Source organism: Mycobacterium kyorinense, from assembly GCF_002101735.1.
GTDB classification, from domain to species: domain Bacteria; phylum Actinomycetota; class Actinomycetes; order Mycobacteriales; family Mycobacteriaceae; genus Mycobacterium; species Mycobacterium kyorinense.
The window spans coordinates 1-16,967 of sequence record NZ_LQPE01000129.1 but is presented as its reverse complement, the minus strand read 5'-3'; the positions used below and the strand labels follow the sequence as shown (position 1 = coordinate 16,967).

The 16,967-nt window shown below is 66.7% G+C and carries 17 protein-coding genes and 3 pseudogenes; 10 read left to right on the top strand and 10 right to left on the bottom strand.

Going from position 1 to position 16,967, the window contains the following annotated elements:
- Positions 1–88: 88 nt before the first annotated feature.
- Positions 89–1,342: a GAF domain-containing sensor histidine kinase gene (locus AWC14_RS15385; RefSeq protein ID WP_045373711.1), complete on the bottom strand. Its 1,254-nt coding sequence runs from the start codon at positions 1,340–1,342 to the stop codon at positions 89–91.
- A 113-nt stretch (positions 1,343–1,455) separates the two neighbouring features.
- On the opposite strand from AWC14_RS15385, the gene AWC14_RS15380 reads away from it, so the two are divergent.
- A complete protein-coding gene (locus tag AWC14_RS15380) occupies positions 1,456–2,643 on the top strand; it encodes an RNA-guided endonuclease InsQ/TnpB family protein (RefSeq protein ID WP_162835641.1) in 1,188 nt (395 codons plus the stop codon).
- 43 nt (positions 2,644–2,686) lie between these two features.
- Here the strand turns inward: AWC14_RS15380 and AWC14_RS15375 are convergent, their stop codons facing one another.
- The gene (locus AWC14_RS15375) at positions 2,687–3,337 is read right to left on the bottom strand and encodes a response regulator (RefSeq protein ID WP_045373708.1); all 651 of its coding nucleotides are present in this window, start codon (positions 3,335–3,337) and stop codon (positions 2,687–2,689) included.
- 130 nt (positions 3,338–3,467) lie between these two features.
- Between AWC14_RS15375 and AWC14_RS15370 the strand changes: the two genes are divergently transcribed.
- A complete protein-coding gene (locus AWC14_RS15370) occupies positions 3,468–4,010 on the top strand; it encodes an HAD family hydrolase (RefSeq protein ID WP_069601557.1) in 543 nt (180 codons plus the stop codon).
- On the opposite strand, the gene mmsB is transcribed toward AWC14_RS15370, so the two are convergent.
- Genes mmsB through AWC14_RS15355 form a run of 3 tightly spaced genes read right to left on the bottom strand, consistent with a single transcriptional unit; the run spans position 3,991 to position 7,563 of the window.
- A complete protein-coding gene (gene mmsB, locus AWC14_RS15365; protein WP_081967967.1) occupies positions 3,991–4,860 on the bottom strand; it encodes a 3-hydroxyisobutyrate dehydrogenase in 870 nt (289 codons plus the stop codon). The two genes, AWC14_RS15370 and mmsB, sit on opposite strands and share 20 nt — an antisense overlap.
- Positions 4,861–4,868: 8 nt before the next feature.
- On the bottom strand, positions 4,869–6,035 hold the full coding sequence (locus AWC14_RS15360) for an acyl-CoA dehydrogenase family protein (RefSeq protein WP_045373705.1): 1,167 nt from the start codon (positions 6,033–6,035) through the stop codon (positions 4,869–4,871).
- A 7-nt stretch (positions 6,036–6,042) separates the two neighbouring features.
- Complete coding sequence (locus tag AWC14_RS15355) at positions 6,043–7,563, bottom strand: CoA-acylating methylmalonate-semialdehyde dehydrogenase (protein WP_045373703.1); 1,521 nt, start codon at positions 7,561–7,563, stop codon at positions 6,043–6,045.
- Positions 7,564–7,699: 136 nt separating this feature from the next.
- On the opposite strand from AWC14_RS15355, the gene AWC14_RS15350 reads away from it, so the two are divergent.
- The 7 genes and pseudogenes from AWC14_RS15350 (at position 7,700) to AWC14_RS15330 (ending at position 12,767) form a co-directional block, all read left to right on the top strand.
- Entirely contained in the window at positions 7,700–7,945 is a 246-nt protein-coding gene (locus AWC14_RS15350) for an AbrB/MazE/SpoVT family DNA-binding domain-containing protein (protein ID WP_057003547.1), read from the top strand.
- The gene (locus tag AWC14_RS15345) at positions 7,942–8,346 is read left to right on the top strand and encodes a type II toxin-antitoxin system VapC family toxin (RefSeq protein ID WP_045373699.1); all 405 of its coding nucleotides are present in this window, start codon (positions 7,942–7,944) and stop codon (positions 8,344–8,346) included. Before AWC14_RS15350 ends, AWC14_RS15345 begins: the two co-directional genes overlap by 4 nt.
- Before the next feature lie 3 nt (positions 8,347–8,349).
- A pseudogene (locus tag AWC14_RS30320) lies at positions 8,350–8,498 on the top strand (RNA polymerase sigma factor sigma-70 region 4 domain-containing protein); the annotation flags it as partial.
- A gap of 67 nt (positions 8,499–8,565) precedes the next feature.
- The gene (locus AWC14_RS15340; RefSeq protein ID WP_045373696.1) at positions 8,566–10,248 is read left to right on the top strand and encodes a sulfatase-like hydrolase/transferase; all 1,683 of its coding nucleotides are present in this window, start codon (positions 8,566–8,568) and stop codon (positions 10,246–10,248) included.
- A gap of 168 nt (positions 10,249–10,416) precedes the next feature.
- Positions 10,417–11,603: pseudogene (locus tag AWC14_RS15335) on the top strand (FAD-dependent oxidoreductase).
- An 83-nt stretch (positions 11,604–11,686) separates the two neighbouring features.
- Positions 11,687–11,875 (top strand): annotated as a pseudogene (locus AWC14_RS30220) (methyltransferase family protein); the annotation flags it as partial.
- 46 nt (positions 11,876–11,921) lie between these two features.
- Positions 11,922–12,767 carry a methyltransferase gene (locus tag AWC14_RS15330; protein ID WP_057003548.1) on the top strand — a complete coding sequence of 282 codons (846 nt, stop codon included), beginning with the start codon at positions 11,922–11,924 and terminating at the stop codon, positions 12,765–12,767.
- Here the strand turns inward: AWC14_RS15330 and AWC14_RS15325 are convergent.
- Positions 12,661–13,467, bottom strand: a complete 807-nt coding sequence (locus AWC14_RS15325; protein ID WP_045373687.1) for an SDR family oxidoreductase — start codon at positions 13,465–13,467, stop codon at positions 12,661–12,663. The two genes, AWC14_RS15330 and AWC14_RS15325, sit on opposite strands and share 107 nt — an antisense overlap.
- A gap of 50 nt (positions 13,468–13,517) precedes the next feature.
- Here AWC14_RS15325 and AWC14_RS15320 point away from each other — a divergent pair, with 50 nt between their 5' ends.
- The gene (locus AWC14_RS15320; RefSeq protein ID WP_045373684.1) at positions 13,518–14,279 is read left to right on the top strand and encodes a DUF2127 domain-containing protein; all 762 of its coding nucleotides are present in this window, start codon (positions 13,518–13,520) and stop codon (positions 14,277–14,279) included.
- Positions 14,280–14,281: 2 nt separating this feature from the next.
- Here the strand turns inward: AWC14_RS15320 and rfbC are convergent, their stop codons facing one another.
- The 4 genes from rfbC to AWC14_RS29215 all read right to left on the bottom strand — a co-directional run bounded on the left by rfbC (position 14,282) and on the right by AWC14_RS29215 (position 16,936).
- Complete coding sequence (rfbC, locus tag AWC14_RS15315; protein WP_045373681.1) at positions 14,282–14,887, bottom strand: dTDP-4-dehydrorhamnose 3,5-epimerase; 606 nt, start codon at positions 14,885–14,887, stop codon at positions 14,282–14,284.
- Between the two features lies 1 nt (position 14,888).
- Positions 14,889–15,884, bottom strand: a complete 996-nt coding sequence (gene rfbB / locus AWC14_RS15310) for a dTDP-glucose 4,6-dehydratase (RefSeq protein ID WP_045373678.1) — start codon at positions 15,882–15,884, stop codon at positions 14,889–14,891.
- Positions 15,885–16,190: 306 nt separating this feature from the next.
- The gene (locus tag AWC14_RS30085; protein ID WP_142281713.1) at positions 16,191–16,670 is read right to left on the bottom strand and encodes an HD domain-containing protein; all 480 of its coding nucleotides are present in this window, start codon (positions 16,668–16,670) and stop codon (positions 16,191–16,193) included.
- 2 nt (positions 16,671–16,672) lie between these two features.
- Positions 16,673–16,936 (bottom strand): hypothetical protein, encoded by a 264-nt coding sequence (locus tag AWC14_RS29215; protein WP_142281712.1) that lies wholly within the window; start codon positions 16,934–16,936, stop codon positions 16,673–16,675.
- Positions 16,937–16,967: the final 31 nt, after the last annotated feature.

The following is a 16,967-nucleotide window of genomic DNA, read 5'->3' as shown; positions in this document are numbered from 1 at the left end:
CCACCACCCGCTCCACCAGCCCTGCGGGCCGCTTCACGCCGTCACCTCACCGTGGGTATTTTCCGGTCAGCGTGCGCAAACCCGGGTTTCACCGCGGCGTGTCGGTCGGGGACACGCACGCTCGCGCGGAGGGGGAGGGGAGTGGGATCGTCGCGGTGACGGCGGTCCCGGCGCCGGGGCGCGAGCGGATGTTGACCCGCCCGCCGACCAGCTCGGCCCGCTCGGCCATCGACAGCACTCCGTAGCCGCCCATCTCGTCGCCGCCGAGCGGATTCTCGAACGTGTCGAAACCCACTCCGTCGTCGACGATTTCGAGCCGCGCGGTGTCGTCGTCGACCGCGAATCGCAGCCGCGCCGTGGTCGCGCCGGCGTGTTTGACGATGTTCTGTAAGCCCTCCTGCGCGATGCGGTACAGCGCGAGCTCGATGTGCTCGGGCAGCCGGGTATCGGCGAGGTCGAGCTCGAGATCCAGGTGCGGCACCGAGCGGGCCAAGCTGGCCAGCCCGCCGGCCAGGCCGAGATCGTCGAGCACCGGCGGGCGCAGCCCGCTGATCGCGGCGCGGGCCTCTTCCAGTGTCAGCCGGGCCAATTCGCGCGCCTCGTCGAGTTGCTCGGAGGCCTCCACCGGGTCGTCGCCGACCGCGCGGGCCGCGGCGTCGAGCCGATAGGACAACGTGATCAGCCGCTGCGAGATCCCGTCGTGGATGTCACCGGCCAACCGGCGACGCTCGATCTCCTGCGCCTCGATCACCTGCTCGACGAACAGCTCGTGGGCGCGTTCGCGGGCCACCAGCTGGCGATGCAGCCGGGCCTGGTGCAAAGCGCCCGCGATCAGCCGGCCGATGACACGCAGCAATTCCACGTCGCCGTCGGTGAATTCGCGTCGCGCGACGGTATGCACGTTGAGCACACCGACCAGCCCGCCGGGGTCGGTTTCCATCGGCACCGACACCATCGAGGTGAAATCCCGTCCGCGCAGCGACTGGATCGGCAGATATCGCGGGTCGGCTTCCTTGTCGTCGGTGATCACCACCGGCTCGCGATGCCGCGCGACCCAGCCGGAGATCCCAGATCCCAGCGGCAGCCGGATCTTTCCCACTTGGCCGTCGAATGGCGGGGTGGCGCCGGCCAGGGTCAGCGACCGGTCGCTGTCGTCGAGAACGTGCACGAAGCACACGTCGGTCCCGGTGGCCGCGGTGATCATCCGCGCCGCCGCGGCCGCGAGTGGTTCTACTGCGGGTCCGCTGGAGGCGGCCTGGATGAGCTCGCGCAGCAACACCAATTCGCGGTCGGCGTCGACCAGGTCGCGCACCGCGTTCGACGGACGATTGCGCTCGGTCATCGCAACTCCTTCGGCGGGAAACCCCGGCATTTATGCCGACGATGTCTTGCGATCCAAACTTGCCCGCACGTGCAATGCCCGTTGGTGTCGGTGGCGGTGGCTACCTTGCAAGTATGTCGCGGTTCCGGTTGTTGCCCACACCCGCTCAGCAGGTGGTGCTGTTGGATCATTGTCGGCATGCCCGGTTCGTGTGGAACCTGGCCGTCGAGCAGCAGCAGATGTGGCAACCAGGACGTCGCGCCCCTGGTTACAACGAGCAGTGTGCGCAGTTGACCGAGATCCGCGCCGAATACGACTGGTTGGCGGACGGGTCGCAGACTGTGCAGCAGCAGGCACTGCGCGATTTCGCGCAAGCCATGCGGAACTTTTTCGCCGGCACTCATGGACGCCCGTCGTGGCGCAAGGCCGGTGTGCACGAAGGCTTCCGTCAAGTCGGGTTCAAGCCGAGCCATGTAGGGAAACTGAACCGCCGTTACGGGCGGGTGTGGGTGCCCAAAGTCGGCCGGGTCCGATTCCGCTGGAGCCGCGCGGTGCCCGACGGTATGAAGTCCTATCGCATAACACGGGATCGGGCCGGGCGATGGCATGTGGCCTTCGCCCACATCCCCGACCCGATCGCGGGACCGGGCGATGCCAGCGTGATCGGTATCGATCGGGGCGTGGCGGTGTCGGCGGCCCTGTCCACCGGCGAGCTGCTGCACGCCCCTAACTTGACAGCTGGTGAGCAGATCAGGCTGCGTCGCCTGCAGCAACGGCTCGCGCGGGCAAAGCGCGGCTCCAACCGGCGAGCGCGCACCAAACTGGCGATCGCGAAAATCAAGGCCCGCGAGGCGGATCGGCGCCGCGACTGGGTCGAGAAGACCACTACAGATCTGGCGCGCCGGTTCGACACAATTCGGGTGGAGGAGCTTGATGTGCGGGCGATGACCCGCTCGGTGCGCGGCACCCGTGAAAAGCCGGGCGTTCGGGTTGCGCAGAAACGTGGTCTCAACCGTGAAATCCATCGTCAAGGGTGGGGCCGGTTGGTTGCCCGGCTCGACGACAAAGCCGCGGGACGCGTCGAGCGGGTCCCGGCTGCGTACACATCGCAACGATGTGCTGCCTGCGGGCACGTCGCACCCGAAAACCGCAAGAGCCAAGCGGTCTTCGCGTGCGTGGCCTGCAAAGCGGGGCCGTGTAATGCCGACGTGAACGCAGCCCGCAACATCGCCGCCGGACGGGCGGTGCCAGCACAGGGAGACCTCGCCGAAGGGTGGTCTACGAACTGTGAACCTCACTCAGCTCTCCTGCTGCCTAAGTAGCAGAGCAGGGTGGAATCCCCGAGTTTGCAGTCCGGGGAGGACGTCAATGGTAAATTCCTTCGCGCAGCGCGGTGGCCACCGCGCCGGTGCGGTCGGTGACACCGAGCTTGCGGTAGATCGAGCGCAGGTGGCTCTTGACCGTTTCCTCGCCGATGACGAGCTTGTTGGCGATGCCGCGGTTGGACAGCCCGCTGACCATGTAGGACAGGATCTCGCTTTCGCGTTGCGTCAACCCTTGGCGTGCGCCCGGCCAGAACTCGTTGCGCTGCAACCGCGCCGCCGTGTCGGCCGCGCGGGCCGCCATCCCGGGGTCGATCACGGTTTCGCCGCTGTGGGCCAACTCCAGCTGGCGCACCAAATCGTCGCTGCTGATGCTCTTCAACAGGTAGCCGCAGGCCCCGACCCGCAACGCTTGAAACAGGTACTGCTCGTCGTCGTAGACCGACAGCATCACGACCTTGCGGTCGGGGTCGCGTTCGCGCAGCTCCAGGCACAGGTCCAGGCCACTGGAGCCCTGCATGCGCACATCGCACAGCACGATGTCGGGCTGCAGCTCGTCGATCACTTTGACGGCGCGCTCGGCGCCGATCGCCTGCCCGACCACCTGCACCCGGTCCTTGAACGCGGCGAGCATCGCCTTGAGCCCCTCGATGACCATTTCGTGGTCGTCGACCAGCACAAGCCGCACGGTCATGGCCCCAACCCTAAGCTTGGCGGCGACCCGCTGTGCCCGGCTTCGCCGCGCTTGCGATCGCCGCGAAGTGAAATCGCCACGCCAATCCCCCTAATGGGGGACGCCCGGCCCGGCGGGCCCCGGGCACGCTATGGGCGTGCAGACCACTGCCCGACGGACTTTCTGGTGGGACCGCGCCCCCTCGGTCGACGCCGACGTCCATCCGCTGCGTGCGGTGATCTTCTACGCCGACGCGTTGGACGACCTCGACGGCGAACCGCGGGCCGGGCTGATCGACCTGGTGATGAGCCTGTTCGTCGCCGGCATCTGGGTGGGTGTGGTGAGCCGACGCCGCCGCGCGTGGGCCGAAACGCGGGTCCGCCACCTGGTCGGCGAGGGGCTGGTGGAAACACTGGTGACGGCCGACGATTTGGCGCAACCCGGAAGCGACGTCGAGCTGTACCAGCTGGCGCTGTGGGAGCTGGGGATAACGCCCGCGGCCGCGTTGGCCTTCACCGGAACCGGGCGGGGGCTGCGCGCAGCCGTCGCCGCGGGGCTACCCGCCGAGTTCCGCGCCGGATACGACGATCTGTCGGCTGCCGATTGCCAGCAACTGCACCGGCGTTGGTGGATCCGGCAAAAGCGTGCCGGGGCCCGGCGCGAGGCCCGACCGGCTAACGCAGCATCTCGATGACGGCGCTGAAGTCCTTGTCGGCGTTGTCTACTGCGAACTCGGCGTAGATCTGCGCAGCATGGCTGCCCAACGGCGCCGACGCCCCGGTCGACGCGATCGCATCCATTGCCAGACCAAGGTCTTTGTTCATCAGCGCGGCCGCGAAGCCCGGCTTGAAGTCGTGGTTGGCCGGCGACGTGGGGACCGGCCCCGGCACCGGGCAGTTGGTGTGCACGGCCCAGCAGTTGCCGGTCGCCCCGGTGATGACGTCGAACAGCGATTGCGCCGACAGGCCCAGCTTTTCGGCCAGCACGAACGCCTCACCGATCGCGATCTGCTGCACCGCCAGCACCATGTTGTTGCAGACCTTGGCGGCCTGGCCGGCGCCGGCGCCGCCGCAATGAATGATCTTGCGGGCCATGGGTTCCAGAATCGGATGCGCGACACGCAGCGCCTCCTCGTCACCGCCGACCATGAACGCCAGCGTGCCGGCCGCCGCGCCCGCCACCCCGCCGGAGACCGGTGCGTCGAGTTGAGCGAATCCGTGCGAGCCGGCCAGCGCGTGCACCTCACGGGCGTCGTCGACGGAAATCGTCGAGCTGTCGATGAACAGCGTGCCCTGCTTTGCCGCCGGCAGGATGTCGGCGTAACAGCGTTTGACCGCATCGCCGTTGGGCAGCATCGTGAGGACGACTTCGGCGTCGGCCACCGCGGCGGCGGCGCTGTCGAACACCGCGACACCTTTGTCGGCGGCGGCTGCCGACGCCGCGGCCACCGGGTCGAAACCGGCCACGGTGTGGCCTGCCGCAACGAGATTCGCCGACATGGGCCCACCCATGTGGCCCAGTCCCAGGAACGCGATGGTCGCCACCTGTCCTCCTACGTGCCGGCGCGGACGCGGGCAGCCTCGGCGCGACCGATGACCACCCGCATGATCTCGTTGGTGCCCTCCAGGATGCGATGCACCCGCAGATCGCGGACGATCTTCTCCAGACCATACTCGCGCAGATAGCCGTAGCCGCCGTGCAACTGTAAGGCCTTGTCCGCGACGTCGAAACAGGCGTCGGTGACGTAGAGCTTGGCCATGGCGCACAGTTCGACCTTGTCGTCGGCGTCGTTGTCCAACGCGGTGGCCGCCCGCCACAACAGCATTCGCGACGTCTGCAGCGCGGTGGCCATGTCGGCCAACGTGAACCGGATGGTGGGCTCGTCGAGCAACGCGGATCCAAACGCCTGACGGTCACGCAGATAGGACGCGGCCTTGTCGAATGCCGACTGCGCTCCGCCCAGCGAGCACGCGGCGATGTTGATCCGGCCGCCGTTTAGCCCGTTCATCGCGATCGAAAAACCGGCGCCTTCCCCGTCCGGGCCGCCGAGCATCGCGTCGGCCGGCACCCGTACCCCGTCCAGCACCACCTGTGCGGTGGGCTGCGCATTCCAGCCCATCTTCTGCTCGTGGGCGCCGAAACTCAGCCCGGGAGTGCCCTTCTCGACGACGAACGCCGAGATTCCGCGTGGGCCGTCGCCGCCGGTACGTGCCATCACCACGTACACATCCGAGGCGCCGGCGCCGGAGATGAACTGCTTGACGCCGTCGAGCACGTAGTCCGAACCGCTTTTGACGGCGCGGGTGCGCAGGGCGCCGGCGTCCGAGCCGGCGCCGGGCTCGGTCAGACAGTAGCTGGCGATGACGTCCATCGACGCCAGCCGCGGCACCCAACTCTTGCGTTGTTCGGCGGTGCCGAACGTGTCGATCATCCAGGCGCACATGTTGTGAATGGACAAGAACGCGGCGGTGGTCGGGTCGGCGATCGCCAGCTGCTCGAAGATCCGAACCCCGTCCAGGCGGCGCAACGCGGAACCGCCGACGTCGTCGCGGCAGTAGATGGCGGCCATGCCAAGCTGTGCGGCCTCTCGCAACTCGTCGACTGGAAAGTGTTGGGAGGCATCCCATTCCAGCGCGTACGGGGCGAGGCGCTTCTCGGCGAACGCGGCCGCCGTCTCGGCGATCTCGCGCTCGGCGTCGTCCAGACCGAAGAAGTGCATCAGTGGGTTATTTCATTGTCGGGATGACGAATTCGGCGCCGTCCTTGATGCCCGAGGGCCAGCGCGAGGTGACGGTCTTGACCTTGGTGTAGAACTGGATCGACGCCGGGCCGTGCTGGTTGAGGTCGCCGAAACCGGAGCGCTTCCACCCGCCGAACGTGTGGTAGGCCACCGGCACCGGGATCGGCACGTTGACCCCGACCATGCCGACCTGCACCCGGGAGGTGAAGTCGCGGGCGGTGTCGCCGTCGCGGGTGAAAATCGCCACCCCGTTGCCGTATTCGTGCTCGGACGGCAACCGCAGTGCCTCCTCGTAGTCGTGGGCACGCACCATGCACAGCACCGGCCCGAAGATCTCGTCGGTGTAGATCGACATGTCCGGGGTGACGCGGTCGAACAAGGTGGGGCCGATGAAGAATCCGCTCTCCAGGTTGGCGTCGCCGAACGACAGGTCGTCGCTGGCGCGCTCACGCCCGTCGACCACCAGATCCGCGCCCGCGGCCACGCCCTGGCCGATGTAGTCACGCACCCGGTTCAGCGCTGCGCCGGTGACTAGCGGGCCGTAATCGGCCTTCGGGTCCAGGCTGTGCCCGACCCGCAGATTGTTGACGCGCTCGACCAGCCTGGCCCGCAACCGGTCGGCGGTCTGCTCACCGACCGGCACCGCGACGCTGATCGCCATGCACCGCTCGCCCGCGCTGCCGTAACCCGCGCCGATCAGCGCGTCCACCGCCTGGTCCAGGTCGGCGTCGGGCATCACGATCATGTGGTTCTTGGCCCCACCGAAGCACTGCGCGCGCTTGCCGGCCGCGGTAGCGCCCGCGTAGATGTACTGCGCGATATCGGAGCTGCCGACGAACCCGACCGCGGCGATGTCGGGGTGGGTCAGGATCGCGTCGACGGCCTCCTTGTCGCCGTGCACAACCTGGAACACCCCGGGCGGCAAGCCGGCCTCGACGAACAACTCGGCCAGCCGCACCGGCACCGACGGGTCGCGCTCAGAAGGCTTGAGAATAAAGGCATTTCCGCACGCCAGGGCAGGCCCGGCTTTCCACAGCGGGATCATCGCGGGGAAGTTGAACGGGGTAATGCCGGCGACGACGCCCAGCGGCTGGCGCAGCGAATACACGTCGATGCCCGGGCCGGCGCCCTCGCTGTACTCGCCCTTGAGCAGGTGCGGGATGCCGATGCAGAACTCGATGACCTCGATACCGCGCTGGATGTCGCCGCGGGAATCGGCCAGCGTCTTGCCGTGCTCGAGCGACAGCATCTCGGCCAGCTCATCCATGTGCTCGTGCACCAGCTCGATGAACCGCATCATCACCCTGGCGCGGCGCTGCGGGTTCCACGCCGCCCAGCCCTTCTGCGCCTCGGCCGCCGAGGCCACCGCGGCGTCGATGTCGGCCTTGCCCCCCATGGGCACCAGTGCCTGCACCTGCCCGGTATTGGGGTCGAACACCTCGGCGGTCCGGCCGGACTGCCCGGCGCTGCGCTGCCCGTCGAGGAAATGAGGAATCTGTGCGGTCATAGCCATCCCATGAAGTTCGCTTGTGGAGAAGTACGCCTGGAATAGTTGGATATCCTAGTAAATTCGCTTGTCGTTGGCAAGGGAGGCTGTGGCGGCTTGACGGGCCGAGATGTGAGGCGATGGTAAAATTCATGCCATGCGCGCCACCATCGACCCTTCGGGGCGACTTGTCATACCCAAGCCGATTCGGGACCGCCTTGGGTTGCGTGGCAACGAGGAGATGGAGATCACCGAGCGCGACGGGCGCATCGAGATCGAACTGGCACCAACCGACGTCGAATTGGTCCGCGAAGGCTCCGTTCTCGTCGCACGTCCGCAGCGCCCGCTGCCTCCTTTGACCGACGAAATCGTTCGCGAAACGCTTGAGCGCGTGCGGCGGTGATCGCGCCGGACACCAGCGTGCTCGTGGCGGGATTCGCGACCTGGCACGAAGGGCACACTGCCGCGATGCGTGCTCTCAACCAAGGTGTCCGTATGGTGGCTCACGCGGCGGTAGAAACCTATTCGGTGCTAACGCGTCTGCCCCCGCCGCATCGTGTTGCACCGGTTGCCGTTCACACCTACCTGGCCGAGGTCGCTCCGCCCGACTACCTGACGCTCGACGCGCGCTCGCACCGTGCGCTGATCGACCAGTTAGCCGAACACAATGTCGTCGGCGGCGCCACCTACGACGCGTTGGTCGGAATGACTGCGAAGGCTTCTGGGGCAAGGCTGTTGACCCGCGATTTGCGAGCAGTCAAGACGTACGAACGGCTGCAGGTGGACTTTGAGCTGATCACCTGAGGCGCCGAGGTCCTCGACACGCTGCCCGGCCACTACCGGTGAATCCTGGACTGCGCTTCCTGCAAGGACGTTCGATCAAAGATTCCGCTGCCGAGCTCGGGGTCAGCGTCGCCAACGCCAAGCCGCCGTCAGCGCCGTCGCGGAACTGCTGACCATCGCGCTGTGGGCGGTATGGGCGGGCGGCGCACGGCTCAGACCAGCCCGGCCGTAGATTGAGGCATGCCTTCGATCAATCGACGCACGGTACTGACGGGTGCTGCCGCGGCCGCGGGCGCCGCGGCGGCGGGATTCGGCGGATACGAGTTGCTGCGCAAGCCCGGTCCGAGCGAGTCGGCGAGCGGTGGCGGCAACAAGCCCAACATCCTGGTGATCGTCGTGGACCAGATGCGGGCACCGCAATGGTTTCCGGAGCCGCAGCGGCTGAACACCCTGCTGCCCAATCTCGGCCGCCTGCAACGCAACAGCGTGTCGTTCGAGTCGCACTACGCCGCGTCGAACATGTGCACGCCGTCGCGCGGCGTGATGACCACCGGGCTGTATTCGCATCAAACCGGATGCCTGTTCACCGGTGAGGGACCGAGCGAGTCGACGCTGGCGCCCCGGTTCCCGACCTGGGGCACCATGCTGCGCGAGCAGGGCTACCGCACGTGGTGGTGGGGCAAGTGGCACCTGGGGCATTCGGGCGACACCACACCCGAAGGCCTCGAGGAACACGGCTTTTCCGGAGGCACCTATCCGTCGCCCAACGGCTCACCCAACCAGGGGCTGCAGAAGGATCCCGGCATTGTCGACCAGTTCTCGAACTGGTTCGACGCCAACGCCGGCAACGGCCCCTGGTGCACCACCGTCTCGCTGGTCAACCCGCACGACATCTGCTGGTGGCCGAAAAACCCGCTGCCCGAGGATGTTCCGCATTGGTTCGACGCCGCGCCGGTCAACTTCGAGACACCCGACGATCTGCGCCGGCGCGGTAAGCCGCAACTGCAGATCGACTTCCTCAACTTCATGTCCCCGCTGATGACCGGCCCGCTGTCGTACTCCGGGCCGGACCTGGCGCGGCAGTGGGCGCGCTGCCTGGACATGTACCTGTGGCTCCAGCAGCAGGTCGACGCCCAGATCGGCAGGGTGCTCGACAAGGTGGCGTCACGTCCCGACGTCGACCGCAACACCGTCGTCGTCTTCACCTCCGATCACGGCGAGTACGGCGGCTCGCACGGCTTGCGCGGCAAGGGTGCAGCGGCCTACGACGAGGCGATTCGGGTACCGCTGTACATCCGCGACCCGCACGGTCAATTGACCCCCAAGCCGGGCGACACCCGCACCCAGCTGACCTCCAGCGTCGACCTGGCCCCGCTGCTGCTCACCATCGGGTACGGCGGCAACGGGTGGCGCGCCGAACCCAGGTACTCGTACCTGGCCGGGCGCGCGGACCTGGCCGCGATCGCGAGCAACCCGGCGGCGAAAGGGCGGCCGTGGATCGCGCACGTCACCGACGACATGTCGGTCGAGGAGATGGCCACGCTGTTGAAGTCGCCGCAGATCCGCTCAGTATTCGGCGGGGCCGACCTGCCGACCAACATTCCGACGTCGGCACCGAATCACATCGTGGCCGTGCGGACGCCGGACGCCAAGCTCGGCATGTACTCGTACTGGAAGCCCGGCGGCATGGAAATCGACACCACGCGGCCGATCGAGCGCGAACTCTACGACTACTCAACGCCGTTGGGCCGTCAAGAGGTCGACAACCAAGCCGGCCGCAGCGGCAAACAAGCAGCGTTGCAGGCACTGATCGACCACGAGGTGTTGCCCGAAGTGCGGGCGCCGCTGCCGGCCTTCCTCAACGACGCGCAGGAACAGGGCCTCGCCGACATGCGCCACCTCGTCGCGCTGCGCGGAGGCTGACTCCTGTCCGCGGTGAACTTCTCGTCGAAGTTCACCGTGTAAGCAGCATGAGCCAACTGCTGATGCTCTACCTGTCGGCGGGCGCACCGATCGCCGGGCTGGGCCTGGTGAAGCTGCAAGCGCGGCTTGAACGGTGGGACTACGAGCGCCACGTCGAGGACTGAGCCGATGCCTCATCCGCTTCGTGTGCTGGTTGTCGGCGCCGGTGTGGGCGGGATTTCCGTCGCCCGCGGATTGTTGCGCGACGGCCACGACGTCACCGTGTTCGAACAGCGCGCGAGAATGTCTGCGGGCGGCGGGGCCGTGACGATATGGCCCAATGGTGCAACGGTTCTCGGCCAGCTGGGCGTCGACATGGCGGGAGCAGGTCAACTGCTGTCCAGCGTGCGGGTACTGACCGCGACGGGCCGCCCGATCGCCAACCTCGACCTGACGACGATCACTGATCGGCTGGGCGCACCCGTTCGGATGGTCCCGCGACGAGTGCTGCTCGAGCGGCTGCTGGACGATTTTCCGGTCGATCGCGTCCGCTGCGGCGTGCGGGCGACCGCAGTGGCCGACACCCGAGACGGGGTACGGGTCGACTTCGACGACGCACCTCGGCCGAGGGTGACGTGGTCATCGGTGCGGACGGACTGCACTCGACGGTCCGACGCATCGTCGGCGCGCCACACGCCAAGCCCACCGGCTGGTGCAGTTGGCAGGGCCTGGTCAGCCTTCCCCAGGACAGCGGCGCGCGCGTCGCGCTGATGATGATCGGTGCACACGGAAACCTCGGCTTGTGGCCGGCCGGAGGGTTTGCCGTGCAGTGGTGGTTCGACCTGCCGTGGTCACCGGACTTCGTCCGGCCGGAACGCCCGATCGAGCTGATCCGGTCCCACTTCACCGGATGGTCCGACGCGGTCGACCGGGTACTGGCGGTGCTGACCGACGACGACCTGGCACCTTCGCCATTCCCGCACTTTCGCCACCCCGTTCCCCGCGCGGGACGTGGCGCCGTGACCTTGCTCGGCGATGCCGCGCACACGATGCCGCCCACGCTTGCGCAGGGCACCAATCAGGCCCTGCTCGACACGATGGTGCTGCGCAAGGCCCTGCGCGAATTCCACTACGCCCCAAACGCGCTGCGCTGGTACGAGAACACCCGGCGACGCAAGGTCAAGGCGGTCTCCTGGGTGACCACTCAACAGGTATCGCGCAGCGAGTCGCTGCTGCGACCGGCGGGGATGATTTCGGACCGGTTGATGACGTGGGCGCTGGCGACGTTTCTGCGCTCGGTCAGTCATCACCGGATGTCCGCCGCGATCAGCCGGGAGCTCGAGGCTCGCGCGTTGGCGGCCGGACTGCAGTGGTGACGAAAACCAGGGTGCCGCCGGCCGGGGTGGCCCGCATCGTCGAGTGGATTCGCCACTACCTCTACCGAATCCACCAACGACTGATGCCCGCGCCGGCGGCGATGCTGGAGATGATCATCGCGGCGTGGGCGTCGCAAGCGATCACGGTGGCCGCCCAACTCGGCGTCGCCGACGCCCTCGCCGGCGGGCCGCTGCCGATCGACGAGTTGGCGGCCCGGGTGGGTGCCGACGCCGATGCACTGGAGCGCCTCCTGCGGGCACTGGTCAGCCGGGGCATTTTCCGTCGTCGCCGCGACGGCCGTTACGAGCTGAATTCCCTTGCCGGCACCCTGCGTTCGGACGCATCGGTGTCGATGGCATGGGCGGCACGGTTCTACGGGTCGGCCGAACAACGGCAACGCTGGACCCTGCTGGCGGATTCGGTGCGCACCGGGCAATGCCGTCGTCCCGGCGCTGCACGGCACGGGCAGCTTCGACTACTTCGCCGAGCATCCCGAACACGCCGAACTGTTCAACCAGACCATGACAAGCATCTCGCAGCTGACCGTCGCGGCGGTGGTGGCCGGCTACGACTTCGGCCGCTACCCGACGATCGTGGATGTCGGCGGTGGGCACGGCCCGCTGCTGGCCGCGATCCTGCAAGCCGCGCCGGCCTCCCGCGGTGTGCTGTACGACCTGCCGGGCGTTGTTGATGCGGCGCCGGACCTGTTGTGCGGGCCCGATATTGAGGACCGGGTGCGCATCGTGACCGGCTCGTTTTTCGACGGCGTTCCGGGCGGCGGCGACGCCTACGTCCTGAAGAACATCGTTCACGACTGGTCCGACGAGCAGGCCGTGCAGATCCTGCGCAATGTGCGCGCGGCGGCCGGCCCCCGCGCGACGCTGCTGCTGATCGAATTGGTCATCCCCGACCACGACCGCGACTTCCCAGGAAAGTGGGCGGATCTGGAGATGCTGCTGAATCTGGCGGGCCGTGAGCGCACCGCGGAGCAGTACCGAGACCTGCTCAGCCAGGCCGGTTTCCACATGACCCGGGTGGTGCGCACCGCCTCGCCGCTCAGTGTGGTCGAGGCCAATGCGGCAGCGGCAGGTAGTCCCGAAGCGCGTCGGCATACGGGACGACACCCGCTGCGAGTTGCTCGGTCAGGTATTGCTCGAAGGTGACACAGCCGGCCGCGTGATCGGGGGCCAAGTGCCCGCCGGCGCGATATGCCCGGAACACCTTGCCGGGCAGCCACACCGGCAGGATCAGTCGCCGCTTGCCGACGATCGCAAGGTAGCTTCGGGCAAGGTCGGCAACCGTGCGGACCTGCGGCCCACCGAAATCCGGTGCCCTGCCGACGGGTTCGCCGATGGCGAGCCGGGCGAGCCGATCGCCGACCTCCCGCACGTCGACCGGCTGGAAGCTCCAGCCGGCGGGCAGCGTCACCACGGGCGACTTGGCCAACAGACGGAGCATCACCGCAATCAAGTCGTGAAACTGCGTCGCCCGCAACACCGTCCACGGCAAACCCGATGCGGCGATCAACTGTTCGTCGGCCACCTTTTGCCGGTAGAACCCGAACGGGACGCGGTCGACGCCGACGATGGAGGTGTACACCAGGTGCGGTGAACCCGCTCGTCGGGCGGCCGCGACCAGGTGCTGCACGTGCTCGGCGCATTGCACGATCGTGTCGACGCCGGACACCGCCGCGTCGAGACCGGCACCGGTGCGCAGGTCCCCGACGACGTGTTCGACGTCGGCGCGGCGACGGCGGCGCCCGCGGCTCAGAACGCGGACATTCGCGTTGTCGGTCAGTAGACGGTCGACCACGACGCGGCCCAGGGTGCCGGTGCCGCCGGTGACCAGGACGGTGCTCGTCATATCGCCAGATTGCCATGCGGGGCCCGCGCTGTGACCGTTAGCGTGCGTACATGGTCGATTTCGCTCTGCGCTCGTGCGGGTTGCGGGGACACGCGACGTTTGCGCCCGACGAGCCCAGGCTGCGGGAACGCCTGAAAGCCGACACTCCGGCCGGGGAGGCCTGGCGTTGTCTGCGGTGCGAGACGTTTGTCGTCGGTCCGCCGCGCCGCAGCGGTCCGGCGGATACGGCGCCCGAGATCCCGCGTGGACGATTGCTGCGGGATCGGACGTTGATGCGCGCGCTCGCCGTCGAACGCGCGGTTCGGGCCGCCGTCTTTCTGCTGCTGGCCGCCGGGGTGCTCAAGGTCCGCGGGTCGCGCGAGCGGCTGCAGCAGGCATTCGAGCAAGATCTGCCGCTCCTTCGACCGCTGGGCAACCAGCTCGGCTGGAATCCGGACGACTCCAAGATCGTCCGCCACATCGGGCACCTGTTCTCGCTCTCGTCGTCGACTTTTCTGTGGATCGCGGTGGCGTTCACCGCATATGCGCTGATCGAACTCGTCGAGGCGGTGGGGCTGTGGCTGGTGCGACGGTGGGGCGAGTACTTCGCGGTGATCGCGACCAGTGTGTTTCTTCCGCTGGAAATCTACGAGCTGACAGAGAAGGTGACCACGCTGCGCGTGGTCGCGTTCCTGGTCAACGTCGTGGCGGTGGTCTGGCTGCTGTGGAGCAAACGACTGTTCGGCCTCAACGGGGGAGCCGAAGCCTATTGGAAAGAACACCGAACGGAAAGCCTGCTGACGGTCGAACGAGCGGGCTTGCAGGAAAACTGATCCTAAGATTTGCCCCGCAGGCTCTCGACGAACGCTTGGGTCTCCTCCCAGGTGGGCAGCAGGCCCGACGCGCTGACCTCCTCGAGAGTGGGTGCGGCGGCGTCTCGTTCGGAGAGCACCAGCTCGTAGCCGGCTGGCCAGTCGATCCCGACTGCCGGGTCGGTGGCGCGAATGGTGTGCTCGCGTTGCGGGTTGTATTCCGCCGAGCACAGATACATCACGGTCGAATTATCTTGCAGTGCAAGGAATCCATGTGCGAGACCTTCGGAGATGTACACCGATTTGCGGTCTTGGTCGTCGAGCACTACCGAAGACCATTTCCCGAATGTTGGTGAGCCGACCCGGATGTCGACGACGACGTCGAACACCGAGCCGGACAGACAGGTGATGTATTTGGCCTGACTGGGTGGCAGCTGCGCGAAATGCAGCCCGCGCAGCACCCCCGCCGACGAGACCGAGCAGTTGGCCTGCCGAACCTCCAGCCGGTGTCCCGCGAAGGCGGTGAACTCGCGGTCGGTCAGCCACTCGAAGAACATTCCGCGGGAATCGCCATGCACCGCCGGGGTGATCTCCCATGCGCCGGGGACCTCGAGTTCGCGTGCCTTCATGTCATTGACCGCGCTGTTGGTAACGGGCCTCGACGGCGTCCTTCAACGGTCCCCACCACGCCTCGTTGGCGCGATACCAGTCGATGGTGGCGCGCAGGCCGTCCTCGAAATCGGTATGCTTTGGCGCCCAGCATAATTCGTCGCGCAATTGGGTGGGATCGATGGCGTAGCGCAGGTCGTGGCCGACCCGGTCGACCACGTGGTCGAAGTCGTCGGGCTGGTGTCCCATCATCTCCAGTATTGTCCGCAGCACCGAGAGGTTGTCGCGTTCGCCGTCGGCGCCGATCAGGTAGGTGCGCCCGATCTGGCCGCCCTCCAGGATCCGCCGGACCGCAGCGTTGTGGTCGTCCACGTGGATCCAGTCCCGGACATTGGCTCCGCTGCCATAGAGCTTGGGTCGTCGCCCGGTGAGCAGGTTGGTGATCTGACGCGGGATGAACTTCTCCACATGCTGGTAGGGCCCATAGTTGTTGGAGCAGTTCGAGATCGTCGCCCGCACCCCATAGGAGCGCACCCAGGCGCGCACCAGCATGTCGGCGCCGGCCTTGGTGGCCGAGTACGGGCTGGACGGGTTGTACGGCGTGGTCTCGGTGAATCGCTGTGGGTCATCGAGCCCGAGGTCGCCGTAGACCTCGTCGGTGGAAACGTGGTGCAGCCGCACCCCGTGGCGCCGCACCGCCTCGAGAATGGTGAACGTCCCGATCACGTTGGTACGCAAGAACGGCTCGGGGTCGGCGAGCGCATTGTCGACATGGGTCTCGGCGGCGAAATGCACAACCGCGTCGGCCTCGGCGACCAACCGGGAAATCAGCTCGGCATCCGTGATATCGCCCTGCACCAGCCGGATCTCGTTTTCGACCGGTGCAAGCGATTCGCGGCTGCCCGCATATGTCAGCGCGTCGAGCACCGTCACCGTGTCGTCGGGATGCTCGCGCACCGTGCTGTGTACGAAGTTGGCGCCGATGAAACCGGCGCCACCGGTGACCAGCAGCCGCATGGTCAAACCCTAGCCGGTGCTCGGCAATTCGGTGTCGAAGCCCACCGGGATGTGCACTGAATTGACCCAACTAGGGTCATTGTGCGTTGAGTCATAGGGTGCCCAGGGTTGACGACGGACGCTGCCATGACTTCAGCGGGCAGGGCGAGATAATTCGACCATTCGAGCGAACTGACCGCTGCAGCAAACCGCAACAACTGTTCTGGATAAGCATCCACGCAAAGGTCACAGAACCCCAAAAAATTAGCGCCAATTCCACCCGACACAATGACAGATTGCGTGTAACGTGATGTTTGGGTTCTCGCATCAAGGCGCCGAGGACTGATCTAGCTGTGCAGCGAGATCTGGTCGATTCAAGGCCAGTAGTGCGTTGCGATACTTTGACATAAGACGCTGCCGCGTTTGTATATCGAGCCTCGCTAGCCGGCTCAGGTTGGTGTTGTCAGCGACGTCAGCGATTTTCACTGCTAATGCTATGGGATTGGACGCGATTCGTTCGTAGTAAGGCCCGGCCGACGGCTGTTTGTCTCGAGTTAGTAATTCCACAGCCGTGACAACCTCTACCGGAAAGCCTTGCCTTGACAGGTCATCGAGAGTCACTTCCGAGTCTTCAATCACGTCATGGAGAAGCGCTGTCGCAACGAATATTGGTTCCTGCGGCCTCACGGCGGCCGCGACACGGCGCACGTGCCCGATGTAGGGCTCGCCAGCTTTGTCGGTCTGGCCTGTATGCGCGCGTTCGGCCAGACGCTCAGCCGCGTGAACGAGGTCGGCTGCACACCGCACGTTTAGCCCGGTCCTCTGGTAGCCGAGTCCTCTGTCGTCCATTCGGTGCACCATCGGTCAAGAATCGCCTGGGCTGACTTCTCGTCGATTTCAACATGATCTATATCGTTATGTCCGAGGTAGTAACGGCGCAGATACTCAGTTGGGTGCCGAGTCATGTCGCGCCCGAATGCCTCGTCGACGGGTGGCTCCGTATGTGTGCGTCGTACCAATCCAGATGAGTTGAGTCCCGCATAGTGGTGTAGCGCGGTTGCTGGGTTCGTCATCGTGTCGGTGATGGACGTAAAGCGGCCACCG